At 44.2% G+C, this 14,398-nt stretch carries 19 protein-coding genes and 1 tRNA gene; 8 read left to right on the plus strand and 12 right to left on the minus strand.

The window, feature by feature from the left end; all coding sequences use genetic code 11:
• The first annotated feature begins 24 nt into the window (after window positions 1-24).
• The 3 genes from ACLTXB_RS12090 to ACLTXB_RS12100 all read left to right on the plus strand — a co-directional run bounded on the left by ACLTXB_RS12090 (window position 25) and on the right by ACLTXB_RS12100 (window position 1,619).
• Window positions 25-891, plus strand: a complete 867-nt coding sequence (locus tag ACLTXB_RS12090) for a DUF4367 domain-containing protein (RefSeq protein ID WP_428227173.1) — start codon at window positions 25-27, stop codon at window positions 889-891.
• Window positions 892-910: 19 nt separating this feature from the next.
• Window positions 911-1,399 (plus strand): hypothetical protein, encoded by a 489-nt coding sequence (locus tag ACLTXB_RS12095; protein WP_428227174.1) that lies wholly within the window; start codon window positions 911-913, stop codon window positions 1,397-1,399.
• Between the two features lie 79 nt (window positions 1,400-1,478).
• Window positions 1,479-1,619: a hypothetical protein gene (locus tag ACLTXB_RS12100; RefSeq protein ID WP_428227175.1), complete on the plus strand. Its 141-nt coding sequence runs from the start codon at window positions 1,479-1,481 to the stop codon at window positions 1,617-1,619.
• A 6-nt stretch (window positions 1,620-1,625) separates the two neighbouring features.
• Here the strand turns inward: ACLTXB_RS12100 and ACLTXB_RS12105 are convergent, their stop codons facing one another.
• The 11 genes from ACLTXB_RS12105 to ACLTXB_RS12155 form a co-directional block, all read right to left on the minus strand.
• Window positions 1,626-2,816, minus strand: coding sequence for an IS256 family transposase (locus tag ACLTXB_RS12105; protein ID WP_024725322.1), 1,191 nt, complete (start codon window positions 2,814-2,816; stop codon window positions 1,626-1,628).
• Between the two features lie 231 nt (window positions 2,817-3,047).
• Window positions 3,048-3,734, minus strand: a complete 687-nt coding sequence (locus tag ACLTXB_RS12110) for an ATP-binding cassette domain-containing protein (protein ID WP_428227176.1) — start codon at window positions 3,732-3,734, stop codon at window positions 3,048-3,050.
• Window positions 3,735-3,747: 13 nt separating this feature from the next.
• Complete coding sequence (locus tag ACLTXB_RS12115) at window positions 3,748-4,452, minus strand: hypothetical protein (RefSeq protein WP_428227177.1); 705 nt, start codon at window positions 4,450-4,452, stop codon at window positions 3,748-3,750.
• Entirely contained in the window at window positions 4,449-5,309 is an 861-nt protein-coding gene (locus ACLTXB_RS12120; RefSeq protein ID WP_428227178.1) for a hypothetical protein, read from the minus strand. The genes ACLTXB_RS12115 and ACLTXB_RS12120 overlap by 4 nt, the downstream gene beginning before the upstream one ends.
• A complete protein-coding gene (locus ACLTXB_RS12125; protein WP_428227179.1) occupies window positions 5,302-6,117 on the minus strand; it encodes a hypothetical protein in 816 nt (271 codons plus the stop codon). Before ACLTXB_RS12125 ends, ACLTXB_RS12120 begins: the two co-directional genes overlap by 8 nt.
• Window positions 6,114-7,235, minus strand: a complete 1,122-nt coding sequence (locus tag ACLTXB_RS12130) for a hypothetical protein (protein ID WP_428227180.1) — start codon at window positions 7,233-7,235, stop codon at window positions 6,114-6,116. The genes ACLTXB_RS12125 and ACLTXB_RS12130 overlap by 4 nt, the downstream gene beginning before the upstream one ends.
• 70 nt (window positions 7,236-7,305) lie before the next feature.
• The gene (locus ACLTXB_RS12135) at window positions 7,306-7,743 is read right to left on the minus strand and encodes a hypothetical protein (protein WP_428227181.1); all 438 of its coding nucleotides are present in this window, start codon (window positions 7,741-7,743) and stop codon (window positions 7,306-7,308) included.
• Window positions 7,744-7,839: 96 nt separating this feature from the next.
• Window positions 7,840-8,193 carry a hypothetical protein gene (locus ACLTXB_RS12140; protein ID WP_428227182.1) on the minus strand — a complete coding sequence of 118 codons (354 nt, stop codon included), beginning with the start codon at window positions 8,191-8,193 and terminating at the stop codon, window positions 7,840-7,842.
• A gap of 79 nt (window positions 8,194-8,272) precedes the next feature.
• Window positions 8,273-8,950 carry a DUF4367 domain-containing protein gene (locus ACLTXB_RS12145; RefSeq protein WP_428227183.1) on the minus strand — a complete coding sequence of 226 codons (678 nt, stop codon included), beginning with the start codon at window positions 8,948-8,950 and terminating at the stop codon, window positions 8,273-8,275.
• A complete protein-coding gene (locus ACLTXB_RS12150; RefSeq protein ID WP_428227184.1) occupies window positions 8,947-9,465 on the minus strand; it encodes an RNA polymerase sigma factor in 519 nt (172 codons plus the stop codon). The genes ACLTXB_RS12145 and ACLTXB_RS12150 overlap by 4 nt, the downstream gene beginning before the upstream one ends.
• Window positions 9,466-9,913: 448 nt before the next feature.
• Window positions 9,914-10,228, minus strand: coding sequence for a helix-turn-helix transcriptional regulator (locus ACLTXB_RS12155; protein WP_428227185.1), 315 nt, complete (start codon window positions 10,226-10,228; stop codon window positions 9,914-9,916).
• Window positions 10,229-10,485: 257 nt separating this feature from the next.
• Between ACLTXB_RS12155 and ACLTXB_RS12160 the strand changes: the two genes are divergently transcribed.
• From ACLTXB_RS12160 to ACLTXB_RS12180, 5 genes are all read left to right on the plus strand, one after another.
• A complete protein-coding gene (locus ACLTXB_RS12160; RefSeq protein WP_428227186.1) occupies window positions 10,486-10,695 on the plus strand; it encodes a hypothetical protein in 210 nt (69 codons plus the stop codon).
• A gap of 462 nt (window positions 10,696-11,157) precedes the next feature.
• A complete protein-coding gene (locus ACLTXB_RS12165; RefSeq protein ID WP_428227187.1) occupies window positions 11,158-11,667 on the plus strand; it encodes a sigma-70 family RNA polymerase sigma factor in 510 nt (169 codons plus the stop codon).
• A gap of 537 nt (window positions 11,668-12,204) precedes the next feature.
• On the plus strand, window positions 12,205-12,582 hold the full coding sequence (locus ACLTXB_RS12170; protein ID WP_428227188.1) for a type II toxin-antitoxin system PemK/MazF family toxin: 378 nt from the start codon (window positions 12,205-12,207) through the stop codon (window positions 12,580-12,582).
• Window positions 12,575-12,850 carry a helix-turn-helix domain-containing protein gene (locus ACLTXB_RS12175; protein WP_428227189.1) on the plus strand — a complete coding sequence of 92 codons (276 nt, stop codon included), beginning with the start codon at window positions 12,575-12,577 and terminating at the stop codon, window positions 12,848-12,850. The genes ACLTXB_RS12170 and ACLTXB_RS12175 overlap by 8 nt, the downstream gene beginning before the upstream one ends.
• Window positions 12,851-12,954: 104 nt before the next feature.
• Window positions 12,955-14,247 (plus strand): tyrosine-type recombinase/integrase, encoded by a 1,293-nt coding sequence (locus ACLTXB_RS12180; protein WP_428227190.1) that lies wholly within the window; start codon window positions 12,955-12,957, stop codon window positions 14,245-14,247.
• A 40-nt stretch (window positions 14,248-14,287) separates the two neighbouring features.
• On the opposite strand, the gene ACLTXB_RS12185 is transcribed toward ACLTXB_RS12180, so the two are convergent.
• Window positions 14,288-14,381 (minus strand) — tRNA-Ser (locus tag ACLTXB_RS12185).
• Between the last annotated feature and the right edge of the window lie 17 nt (window positions 14,382-14,398).

The raw sequence follows: 14,398 nt of genomic DNA on the forward strand, positions 1-14,398 counted from the left end.
CTTAATGAGAGGAGGACGCTCACTTTGCACGGTAGTGGAACCCCACAAGACAAAGACATAAACGATTTCACTCAAATAAGTAGCGCCGATCTGAGATCTATTCTCCGTGAAGACCTAAATAGTGCAGAGCCTGACAGATTATCAGTAGACGAAATAAAGATTATTGTTGGGCTATTAAAACAGAGGGAGGAGGATGAGTTTAATTTCGAATCAAATGACACGATTATTCAGGATAGAATAACTGCGGAGGAATCCAAAAATGGAGCAAAACAGAAATCTGTTGTTACTCTGAAGCGCGTTTTTGTGCGAATCACCGCTGCAGTTATTTGTACACTTTTAATTGGCATTGTAACCGCATTTGCTTATGAGATAGATATAGTGTCTATTTTCAAATCATGGACACAAGAACTATTTCAGGTCAATTATTCAGGAGAAGTCGAATCAAGCACGTGCACCCAAAATGGATCTACCGATGAAATGGCACTCCAATCATGTGATTCTGCAAGTGAAGTGTTGTCTGTCCTTGGAGTTGCTCAGCCTCTCTTACCATCATGGATTCCAAGTGACTATTCTCTATTAGAGTTCCAAGTAAATGTTCATTCGGATCGCACAACGATATATGAATATTACCAATCCTCAGATCAAATTAGAGGATTTTCTATCCAAATCAATCTCTATGACCATTTGCCAGAGAATGAATCTAGTTGGTATCAAAAAGACAGTTCTCCTGTGGATGAATTTATTGTGGGAGGAGTTAGCCATTATATTATGTCTAACTTAGGTGATTATACTGCTGTCTGGACAGTTGAGAACTACGAATGCTCCATTAGCGGCAATATTAGCGTTGATACTCTCAAAAAAATGATTGAATCGATTTATAATCAGCAGTAAAACATGGGGGGTATTTATCGTGAAAAGATACTTCTTTGTATTCTTAATGACCCTGTTCACTTTTTCTCTCCTTATGCAAAATGCGGCTGCCGCTGAAATTGTAACCGCTCATGCAATCGAAAATTGTAATAACTATATTTCTGATGGCATCGTTCCTTATGCCAGTCTTTATCTTAAGGCACAAAAAGCATGGTGTAGTACATCTTCAGGCGGAAAGATTGAAATTCACTTTCAGGTAACTGCGAAATCAAGAATGAGTTCTGTTGGTGCAACAGACATATATGTTTATGAGAAGCGAAATGGTACATGGGTGGAAGTAAAACATTATTCTAGTGATAGCACGACAGGTATGCTCAAATCAAACACTAGTTTCTGCGACAGTAGTGTAACATTTACCGGAACTATTGGAAAAGAATATAAAGCAATCGTAACTGCATACGCCGGGAATAGCTCATCTGAATCTGATTCTATTGATGTCGAAACATCCGCAGTAACGGCAAAGAGATAATATATCTCTTGTAGTAAGTTATGCTACACAAAAGAGTAAGATAGCTCTAGAATCTAGTTAAAATAAGAGCGGCAATCTGATGTTGATTGCCGCTCTTATCGCTAAAAAATCCAAATTTATAACAAATACCTTTGACTCTTACGGTAGTGTCAAGGAATTTTCGCAAAATGGTGGTAGTGTCAAGGAATTTTCGCAAAATGGTTTGCAGGCCCTGGCATGAGAGAAGTCAGCCAGCAATGGAGGCGTCCTCAAGGGCAGCCTCCAGGTGCTTCATGTTCATGTACTTCTTGTTGCCCCACTGGGTGCCGGCCACATGGCGCAGCCGGGCGCAGACCAGCATGAGGGCGGAGTTGCCGTCTGGGAAACTGCCCACTACACGAGTGCGGCGGCGGATCTCCCGGTTGAGCCGTTCAATGACGTTATTGGTACGGATGCGAGTCCAGTGTTCGCTGGGAAAATCGCAGTAAGTCAGCGTTTCCTCAATGCCATCCTCCACCTTCTTGGCGGCCTCTTTCAACTTCATAGAGCGCAGTTGCTCCACCACGGCTTTGGCTTTCTCCCGGGCAGCTTTCTTGCTCTCCTGAGCATGGATCGCTTTGAGCATCTTTGCCACCAGCTTCACCTTGGAGCGAGGCGTTACGGAGAACACATTGCGGTAGAAGTGCACAGTACACCGCTGGTACTTGGCCTCTGGGAATACTTCTCCCACAGCTTCCAGCATACCAAGGCATTTGTCTCCAACCACCAGTTTAACCCCGTCCAGGCCGCGGCCGCGCAGCCACTGGAAGAAGCTGACCCAGCTGGACTTGTCCTCTTTCATCCCCTCGGCGGCACCAAGAACCTCACGGTATCCGTCCTCATTCACTGCAATCGCCACCAGAATGGCCACATTTTCAAACTCTCCGCCCCAATTTCGGCGCAGGTAGATCCCATCCACATAGACATACGGATAGCGCCCGCCTTGCAGAGGGCGGTTCCGCCAGTCTTCAATGTGGACATACGCTTTCTTGTTCAGCTCACTGATGGTGGCCGGAGACACCTTGCTGCCCCACAGAGCCTCAGTAATATCCTCCACACGTCGGACGGATACGCCTGCCAGGTACATCTCAATGAGAGCTTCTTCTACACTGCTCTCCCGGCGGCGATACCGCTCAATGATGGCGGTCTCAAAGGAGATCCCCTTGAGCTTGGGCACCTTCAGGGTAACGTCCCCGGATGTAGTGGTGAGATTCCGGTTGTAGTGGCCGCTCCGGTACCCCTGGCGCTGCTCATTACGCTCGTACCGGGCAGCCTGGGTCAGCTTCTCTGCCTCGGCCTCCAGCAGCTTGTTGAGTGTCTCCTCTACGCTGCCACGCACAAGTTCCTTGAGCTGCCCCTTGATTACTTCCTCATTCAGCTGTACAATCTTTTCAGGCATGGTTTGCTCGCTCCTTTCAGAATGGTGTGTCGCGACTTCATTCTACCAGAGGGCTGCAAACCATGTCTTCTTTTGTTTGCTTTTCAATTTGCGAAAATTATTGTACCTTATCACTCTTACGCCGAGAATGCACGTAGCCACAATTCATCGTAATACAAAATTCTGCTAAAAAAGCCACTTGGCGGGTCAGCAGCCCACCAAGTGGCAGATTGGGATGATCTACATATAGGTCTATAATTGATCTTCAAGAGTTCGGTCGAGATTCCCTGAAGGAATGTGCTTTTTCTCAGTCAAAACACCATGATCCATTTCATAAACTGAGTCGCAAAGGGTATTAATATCCTCTAGGCTGTGGGAAACCAGCAAAATTGTCTTCTCCCTTTTTCTCAGCTGTAATAAATAGTTTCTCATTTCACAGACTCCACTGTTATCCAAACCGTTCATCGGCTCATCTAAAAGCAGAATACTCGGATCTTCCATAATAGCTTGGGCCAATCCTAAACGCTGTTTCATCCCAAGTGAGTATTTTCCTACTGCCTTTTTATCATCCGGGTCTAGTCCAACGAAGGATATGGCAGCACGAATCTCATCTCTCCCTATACGCCTTCTTAAAGATGCCAGATAAGATAAGTTTCTGTAAGCACTAACCGTTGGAAGAAATCCCGGGGCTTCAATGATAGCTCCTATGCTCTCTGGAAAGTCTACATCTTTCCCAATCACTTTTCCATCCACAACCACCCTCCCCTGATCTGGGTGAATCAAGCCACATATAGTTTTAATTAATACTGTTTTTCCAGAGCCATTTCGTCCAATAATCCCATGAATTTTTCCCTTTTCAAAAGATACATTAATCTGATGAAGTACAGTAGTTCCTTTAAAGGTCTTTGTAACATCTTGCACTTCAATAATTGATTCCATAAAATTCCTCCCATTATCTGATCTGTGGATTTGCCGCTGGATTATGCTGGTATAGCCAGTATAGGATACCAAGGTTTATCCCCACCAATAGAAACAAGCTGACCACCACAGCGAAACCGTAGTTATTGACCATCGCCCGTGCCATACCCCAATAGGGTGGAAGATAAAAACTGATGGGTGGGTAAGTCATTCCAACTCCGAGTAAACCACACTCTACTAAGAGATAAAGGACAATTGTTGCTCGGCTAGAAAAAAGAATCATACCACTGGCACAGAAAATAGAGAGGAGCGCAGTATGTAACGGAAACAACACAATGGCCATACCCCATTCTTCTCCCAATAATTTTGCGCCTGAAAGCAAGGAAAGTAGAACCCATGCAAAAAGGAAAAATGTATAGTTGATTACAATTACCGCAGTCATCCGCATCATCCACCAACGGCCTATATTCTTAGAACGCACAATAGTATAGGTGCTTAATACTCCCAATTCTGGCATTAAGAAAAGAACGCTGGCTGAGATGGGTGGCAAGATGCAGAGATTCCATTCCATAGTTTTTAGGATATCCAACCCTCCGGCACTATTCTGAGCAGAAAATCCAAGAAAAAGTGACAGTGGTGAGCGCTGGGTTCCAGAAATGAACAACATAAGGGCTATTGCAGCAAGATAGCAGAAAATCGTATAACGGTCAAAAACCCGTGTAAATAGTCGCAGTTTCATTGCTTTGTCCCCACTGTAATGCGGAAATCATAGCTACGGATTGCGTGTAGAATTAAAAGGAATAGCACAACTGCAATATCAGCATAGATCAGAAACGATTGAGGTAATGTCAAGTATGTACTTTCTATTTCTGAGCCGCTGATATTGTGATACATGAGCAGACTATTCGCCAAAAGAGAAAATTTTCGATAGAAGTCCGTTATAAATCCGATTGTTAGAATATATCCTACCACATGAACCAATATAGCAGCAAGATAGCTGAATACCTTAGAGATACATAGATTAAGCCAGAAAATAATGAGGCTCATTACAAAGATATAGCATACACTCAGTAGGTAACTTAACATGCAGGCCATCACTGGTGTCAGCGTCATTACGTACCCGTATGGAAAAGAAACTTGGTATTCCCAAGCCAATTCAGGCGCTCTATTCTGCACAATAGTTGTAAGCGGCAAGCTCCAAATATTTGCAAAAAAAGCGTTTTCCGAAATAAACAGTCCACCAGCAATAAGTACTACAAGATAGTATACTGCGCTGATGCTAAGCAGATAGAGAACTTTTCCGGCAACCCATGTCCTGCGAGATACCCGTAGGAGGGTATATGTTTCATTCTGGCTGGAAAATGGTATATCAGAGACCAATAGAACGGCCCCCAGAAAAGCGCCGGTAGCTGTATATGTATCAGTATTGAAATAAATGAACGCTTCAAAAATTCCAATGGGTTCGCCCATAGCCTTCGAAAAATCCAGCAATGGAAACACACTAATGATTTGAATAGTACATCCCAAAATCAGTGCTAGGTATAATCGTGGCGAGAAAAGGGCTTGGCGAAATTGGTGCGCACAGATCTTAAACATCCCGCAGCCTCCTTTCAAGCAACTTCCAGCAAATGACTGAGGCCAGAGCTAACATTCCAAATTGGTATAATAATGGGAAGGCGGGGAACGGAATAAAATCTGCAGCTGGCATCAGGATATTGGCAGGGCTAAACAGTAGCGGTTTCCCCAGCCGGTAGAGAATTAGATGTGCACCAAAGAATAGCGCGAAGGGAGCTGCCAAGGTAATGTAGCGGTTCGGGATAAGTGCAGATACACACAGCCCAATCACAGACCAAGAGGCCCCGAACAGAAAGGCCAGCAGGAGCAGGAACAGTACCAAGAAAAGGCCGCTCCAGACAAATTGGAGTTTTCCGTATACAGTTTCATCAAATACAGTGAAATAGTCTATCCCTATTGGTTCTCCGGTGTTTGGCTTTCCATTTATAATCCATACTATATCACTGAATAACGTAGGGAGAAAAACAGCCAGCCCGCCGGATATACCAGAGCAAAGCATGATCTCCTGGAGATAGCGCTTCCTTTCTATCCGGTTCAAAATAGCCTTACAATAACCACTGTTGTAATCCTCGCAGAATATTGTAGATGCAGGCAATACCGCCAGTATTACTGCAAATATGCTAAAACCGCCCAAGTCGCTTGCCCGATAAATGGAGTCAAGGAAAGTCGTGCATGTAGCACTCAAAGGAATCGGCTCATACGAGATACAATAAAGAATCCAGTAGTAAATCTGGTTCCACAAAAGCAGAAAAATCCCTACTCCGATGCTGGCAAGCATCGCCCAAGAAAAAATAGAGGATCGAAGCCGAAAACACAAAGATTTACTCAAAAGGACATCCCCCGCTCTCCTTGTATCAGTTCCCCTGTAACAGCATTTATCGCTAGAACTTGTCTGCGGTTAATCATTTCTTCGTCATCATCCGATCCAATTTGAAAGCGCCACGCTGGCATAACAACGGCCTCTTGTGTTTCTGTCAATGTTACAACATATTCTAAAGAAATTGTTCCAATAGAAAGTGTATCTCTGTCATAGAAATCAACCAAGTCCGCATTTTCTTGCAGAACTGTAACTGCGTCCTCGACGGAAATCAATTGAGAGGAAATCGGTTGAGGCGTAAGTTCATAAAGGGCACCACTGATTGTTTGGATACCATTACTATCTACCAAAAAATAGAGGTCATTGTATCCAATGACAGGCATTCCGTCCACAGTGCGACGGAAGAAAATCTTATAGTAAGGTCGGCGTCCTTGATTACCATAGGGCAAAACAGTGTCAACGGTATAGTTGTCTTGGGGGGCAATAGCATCTATTATAGTATTACACAAAGAAATCGCGTTCTCCAAAGAGATAGATACATCACATTCTGTAAAGGAGGACAATAGGTTATCTTCAAAGGGATAGAGGTTCACATCTCGGTACTCTAATTTAAAGATTTCTTCTCCAGGTACACTTTCCCCGGCCATAGCTATCGCGTGCTCATAAAGGTAATAGTCACCGATTGCTTCGGAATTATGGAGTTCCCAAACATCGTTGCGCTGGTCATAAACAGCTTCAGAAGCACGTTCACCAAAAAATGCAGCGAATAGTGCTTGGCGCAGTTCATCTGTAATAGGTAGTACCTTATATTGGTATTGCTGAATTTTTTCAATATTTTCGGTATTTACCTGGGCATCAAGAAAAATTTGCTTCCCGTCGGCTGTGGCTATCTTTTCTTCTATTGTGGCACCATTCATATTGCGTACCAGCTCCATATTTGTCTCTGAAACCGATACTAGATCGTCTCCTACATTCAAATCATTTTCGGTCAGATTGGCAGATTGTGAGACAGCGGCATCAGGAGTAGTACTGGTATCAGGGGTTGTTGGTTCACCTGGAGCCGGTTGGCAGGCTGTAAGTAGTAGCACACAAAGAAGGGCACCCATCCAAGTTATTCTTATCTTTTTCATACATCTCTCCATAAAGCGCAAGGAGTGATGGGAACTGCTACACAATTCCCACCACCCCTTGCGTTTTCAGTTACTTTGCAGCATCCGTACTCCACTGACCACTCGTCTCTACACCGCGGTTAACATCCTTGCTGTTGATGAGAGCACCGAGATAAAGGCGAGTACCGATGGACGCAGTACTGTAATAGGTAGAACCAAAATTCCCGGTTCCACTCTTTACGGCCGTATTGCTCACAAGCGCGTTATCCCAGGAAGTTGCATTGTTGTCGAGCATACCATAGGTGATGGCATAACGGTTATTGGCGCGATCAGCCACCGACACAACCCACTGGCGGTTGTAAAGGCGCTCCATGCTGGAAGAGGAGCAACCAACCCGCTCATCAACACCAATATCAAAGTCATAGTACAAAACCTCGCGATCACCGTCCGTATATGCGAAAGCCGGGATACACAGCGAAGAAACAACGGCGATGGCGCAGATCAGGGAGAACAACATCTTCTTTTTCATTTTCATTACTCCTTTTTACTTCAAATTTGAATACATCATTTGCCTTGAAGTCAAATCTGGCTCATTGGACTCCCTCCTATCTGTATATCATGTAGATCATTTGCAAGTCCCTTCTACTGAGAACCTTGGCAAATCATCTCCGTCAAGTGTCACATCGACTGTTAATTTGTAGGTTTCTCCTTTCGTCACCTTTGCGTCACCACTAAATGTGAGTGTTCCTACTGAAGAACGCTCCCAAGTCTTGATGCACTCATTTCCATGCCATAACTTTATTGTGGCATCAATATCATCGGTTGCATAATCCGCAGCAATAAATACCGTACAGGTGGCAGTTGTCCCATTAAAAGAAATACTTGGAACAATTTGTGCTACTCGTTGCGAGGCAGCATAGGCAGTAGTGGAAAGTACCATAAGGAAGATAAGTAGGATGGGGAAAATTCTTTTTTTCAACAGAATGACCTCCTTCATTCGTTTATACCCTAATAAACGAATGAAGGAGGTCATTTTGGACACCCTATTTTATATTTTTTTAATTATTCTTTTGGACACCTTCTCCCAATTTTATCATCATATCTTTTGGGAAGGGCGCTGTGATGCAGAAGCATAGATTTTCCTCTTCTGATACCCAAACAAGCCCATTAGGAGCCGTTTCCTGGCTGGCTTGGTAGAAATCTGCTTTTATATTTCCAATTTGAACAGATTCTATCTCTACATAGTCTGATGCTACAAACAAACTTGTGGCATCAGATCCCTGCAAATAGGAGAAAATGATGCGTTGCCCGGAATCATCTGTATAGGTTAAATATGTGCTGTTCCCAAGTTTCTCTTCTTCCTCCAAAGAAAATCCTTCCGGCAGCCATGTCAGGTTGTATTGCACAACACTACTCCCGCTTGGAGCATCGCCAATAAATCTATACTCAACAAATGCCTCAAACTGTTCTCTCACCCACTCAAAAAATACAGCGCGCGCCTTAACGTCAACAGTCAACCATGTACCACTAACAATAATTGCTACGAAAATAAAGCAGGCTACGCGCTTGGGTATAGTATAGATTATAGGGTGTTTTGCTTTGTAAAAGATCCTGTGCATCTTTTTATGAAATGCGGGAGAAAATTCGTGTTCGCATGTCTGCGGTGTAGGAAGCGAATTCCTAATGGCCTGATCCGCTTCAGCAGCCGCTTTCTGTAGTAGTTCTTTATCTATCACAGAATTCCTGCCTCCTCGCATAGTTTTTTCAATCTGTTCTTAGCCCGCTGATCGAGTTTAATCGCAGTAGGTAGGGAAAGGTTCATCATGTTAGCGATTTCCCTAACACTATACCCATGATGGTAACGAAGCAGAATTATTTCACGATACCTGGCAGGTAATTTTAAAATACAAGAAGTTAAGGTATTTTCTCCATCATATTGAACATTTACGCCCTGAATATCATCAATAAACTCAACTGGTTGTATCTTTTGTCTCCGACGATATAGATCAATTGCTTTGTTCTCGACAATAGTAACGATATACCCATGCGTTTTTGGACATACTGGATCATTAATTTTTTTAATATTTTCTGCAACTTTTACAAACGCCTGATGTACAGCATCCTCGGCGTCTTGCTCATTATGTAAAATATTATAGGCCACATGATACATAAGACCACTATACTCCAGATAGAGACGTTCAAACTTTGTCTTCTCTTCTGGTGTTTCAATCATTTGCAAATAAACTATCAAGGTAGACCCTCCCAATGATCCACGTTATTTATTATACCATGTAGACTATTCTTTCAACAACCAGAAAGCCTCATGCATTCTTCTATAGCTTGTATGCATACAGCGCATATCGTCTAGAGTAATACGAAATAAATACAGTTGAAGGATACAGTCTCATCAGTTTAAGTTGAAGTTACGGTCACCAACTTAAATAAGATGACGGCTATATCCTTTATCAGCAACAATATAACACGGAGCACGGGCATCGGCAATCGATACTACCAGCGAAAAGGTTTATCCTGGCTATATGTAAATGAAGTCTCTTTCCTCCCATACAGGATGAAAGAGACATTAGATCAAACCTTATAGGAAAACAATTCCCATAGAATGCGATTTGAAGAGCAATGGTACTTGTGACTAGAAAATACATTCGAAAACTACCAACCAAGTGTATGTGAGATCTCTACCACTATTTTTCTTGATTAAAGCGTGCAATAAGGCCGAGTAACAAGATTAAATCGTCATCAGATAGTGTCCTAATTCCATCCCAAACATTTTTAACCAATTTAGGGTTGCTTTCAGAAATATCAAAAAATTGTAGTGGAGTGATTCCGAAATAATCACAAATATTTAGAAATTGTTTCATAGACGGTAATGCTCTGCCAGAAGATATAGCTTGAATATAGCCTCGGTTCTGTCCTAAGTTTAAACTCAACTGATATTCTGAAATTCCTTCTCTTAGGCGCAACTCAGTAATTCTATTGCGGATAAATTCTTCATCCATAAATTCACCCCTTTGATTATTAGCATATCAAAAAGGTTGATAAGTCATTGTATATTATATGTGTTATATTTTTATAATTATACTATTATCTGCATTATTAAATATGTTATTTTTCCTGGCATTGATAGATATGCTTTTTAAATCTAAAACAAAATACATAATTTCCCAATACGCTGTTCAAAAAAATTTGGCAGAGACAGTGTCCAAAATCAATCCCTCTATTCGTTTATAGTGTTAAGGTAATAGGAGGTAGTATTATGAAAAAGCAGAATATGCTGGCTCGTGTAGGGATTTTTGCTCTAGCAGCTACGACCCTATGCACTACTGCTCTTGCTGCTGAAGTTCCTAAGAGTGAAGCCCCTGATAAAGCCCCGTATCTTTACTATAGCGATGGAGTCCAGGTCGCAAAGGATGTAAGATGTTGTTTTGACTCTTTCGGTATTTATACTGAAGGAGTCATAGGATAGTTCCATAATATAATTGACAAGAGCGGCAATCAATAACAGATTGCCGCTCTTGTCAATTAAAGAATTGCAGTAAGTCTCTTGTCATAGAAAGGGTGATACCATCCTCCTGTGTGCCGCCCGCATAGTTTCGAACAATAAGTAACGATGCTATGGGTCTGAGAATTCACAACATTGAGGGGATACTTTTTGTTCCACATCTGCGACACACAGTTTTTACTGGTCAAACTTCAACAGAGGTGGAGCACCATTTTTGTGTGCAGGAGATTGCCCCAGGTAGGAATACCTCTCCACTTACCGGTGCTGACTGCTCTATTGGACTTCTCAATGCGAATATCCAGAAAGCGGCTGATTTTGTATCTTGGTACAAAATCGGCCATTTTCTTTTAAGGCTCCCCGAACCACGGAACAAGGGGCCGCCACCTCCGATTTGTTTTCACCAAAAACAAATCGGAGGTAAAGAAAATGTATGATTATCGCAAAAGCGACTATGCGATAAACAAAAACAGTCCCAATATCGTTTATCGCTTTCATAATGAGATCTTGGAAATCACGCAGGAAGATTACCTGAAGGAGAACTATGGCAAAACAGAAAAGGACTTTGCCGAGCTGAAGGCTCTGTCTGATCAAATCTACTATGAGCAGGATCGGGCTGACAGCGCCCAGACCCGAAAAAACGACTCCCTTACCGGCTTGGAGGAAACGAAAATTTGTGCCACCCGCCCTTTGGACGAGGAATGGGAGGAAAAACTGACGGAATCTCAAAACCGTTTATATGTACGGAAAGCGTTTAAAAAACTCTTTGAGGGGGATGTACTTACAGAAATTCAAAAGCGGCGGTTCTGGCTCTATGTTTTTAAGGGCTTATCCATCCGGCAGATTGGAAGGCTGGAAGGAAGAAGCCATCAGGTGGTTGCAAAGTCACTGAACTTGGCAATTCGGAAATTAAAAAAATTTTTTACGGAACAAGGGTGACACCCCCCGGTTTTTAGGATGATAGGTGAAAGGGGTTCTTTCAAAGTTCACCCTTTCACTTGTTCTTTGAAAACCACATACTCATTCATCAGTAACGTCCCCCTTTCTAGTGCGAGGAGCAAAAGCCGATTCAGGAGCCGCGCCATGATATACGGGCATGATGAGCAGATCCCAACTAATTATCATGATTGGTCTTGCAACAATCCTGTCCCGTATGAGCGAATAACGGCAGCCTGTAAAAGCCGGACAGCCCCCGGCGCGGCCATGACCGGAAAGGGGTATAATGGTACTCCTGTCCAGCCACAGCCCTGCTTGACCGCAGGATCACGCAATGGGGGCAGCTCGGAGAGATCCTCGGAGGGGTGAGATTCCCGTGGGCCGGTTCGCTGCTGGCCGCTGATGATTTCCCATATATGTGCGGGGTGTCAAGGACAAATAGCACAGAAAACAAATCGGAGTTTGTGTTTTGCCGGAAACGGGGTAGGTCATTTGGCCTGCCCTGTTTCCGGCTTACTTATATTTATAGGAGGTCAACTCATGCGAAAGGTGATCCGGCGCGGCGACCTGTTCTATGCCGATCTGAACCCAATAGTTGGTTCAGAGCAGGGCGGGACACGTCCCGTTCTGGTACTGCAAAATGACGTGGGTAACTATTTTAGCCCTACCCTGATTGCAGCAGCCATCACCAGCCGAAAGGATAAGACCAGTCTGCCCACACATATTCTGCTGGAAAATGTACCAGGGCTTGCCCCTACCTCATTACTTTTGCTGGAACAACTACGGACAATAGATCGCAAGCGGCTCCGTGGTTATATCGGAAAAATCAGCAGGAAGAAGATGAAAGAGATTGATTTCGGCCTTTCGATCAGCCTTGGCATAGGGTTTCCTGGAAAAAGGAGGACTTTCAGTGTATGAAAATGATAGCACTCCCCTCTCCCCAAGAGATGCTTACCGCTTGATGTTGAAGGATTACCCCGACGTGATGGATATCGGGCAGATGTGCGCGGTGCTGGGCATCAGCACGAAGACCGGGTATAAACTGCTCAAGGACGGCGAGATTGCATATTTGAAAATTGGACGAGCCTACCGTATCCCCAAAGCCCATCTTCTCCGCTATTTGAAAGTAGTCAGCCCCTTCAATGGTTATAGTGCCAATGTTCCCCCAATAGACGCAGAAAATTAACAATTTAAATCGTTAAAATGCCTGGAGTTTTGTTCTGTCCAATGGTACAATAGAGGTGTCATTGGTAGGTGAACTCAATACCGCAAAAGGAGGAACAACCAAGTATGTCAGCGGTACACCTGCAAAAAAGCAATAAGCCAATCTCCGGCCATGTGGCCGAGAAAAAAGGGTATCTCTATTGGGTCTTAAACATCATTGATGAGACCGGAAAGAGAAGGCCAAAGTGGATTCCCACCCATAAAAAGGCCAAGGGAAACAAGACCTGGGCACACGATATGCTCCCCACCATACGAAGAGAATGGACAGAAAAGCTGCTCCAAGAGGCAGCTGCACAGCAGGCTGCTTCTCCAGACACGCCGGGCGGCCAGCTATCCCCAGAGATCCCTTTTGTGGATTTTCTGTATCAATGGCTGGAATACAAGTACAAATCTGCCACCGGACGGGTAATGGACACCAAGCCCATTGAACTATCTACCTATGCAGGATATGAACAGCAGCTCAACAACCCCATCGCCCCATATTTTCGTGAACATCCCATCGCTCTTTGCAACCTGACCAAAGAAGATCTCCTTGCTTTTTACGAAAAAGAGTTGGAGCGGGTCAAGCCATCCACTGTTAAGCACTACCACGCTCTGATTCACGGGGCGCTGAACTATGCCGTGGACAAAAAACTGATCCACGGCAATCCTGCCGACCGAATCATCATATCCAAACCGGAACCCTTCAAAGGGGACTACTACCTGGACTCCGAAGTCCTGCGGCTGTTTGAGATCATCAAGGGGCATAAGATCGAGCTGGTAGTCCTTCTGGCCGCCTTCTATGGCTTGCGCCGCAGCGAGGTCATCGGGCTGAAATGGAGTGCCTTTGACTTTAACCATGACTGCGTTTCCATCCGGCACACGGTCACAACCTGCAACGTCAAGGGAGAACGGATCACGGTCAGGAAGGACAAGGCAAAAAACAAGTCCAGCCTGCGAACTTATCCGCTGATTCCATTTTTGAAGGAACGGCTACTGGAGGCTAAGAAACAGCAGGAGGAAAACCGAAAGCTGTGCGGACGCTCCTACAACAAGGAGTATCTGGGCTATGTCTGTGTCGATGTGGTCGGCAACCTCATAAAACCCAACTATGTATCCTCGACCTTTGGGAAGCTGCTCGCTCGAAATGATATGAGGCACATTCGGTTCCACGATCTTCGCCACACGTGCGCCTCGCTTTTGCTGGCAAACGGCATACCGATGGAACAGGTCAAAGAGTGGCTGGGCCACAGTGAAATCTCAACAACGGTAGATATTTATGGCCATCTGCAATATGCCACGAAAAGGCAATCCGCCGCCGCCATTGAGCAGGACATTGTGACCCCTATGTTTCAAAACCTGTCCGGCCTTTCTTCGTAAAAAAGAAAGAGGTCTACCAGCTTTTCACTGGCAGACCTCTTGGCGGAGATGGAGAGATTCGAACTCTCGCGCCGGGTTTGAACCGACCTACCGCATTTCGAGTGCGGACCCTTCAACCGCTTGGGTACATCTCCAAATCTATGTTATATCC

The organism is Flintibacter sp. (genome assembly GCF_046973065.1).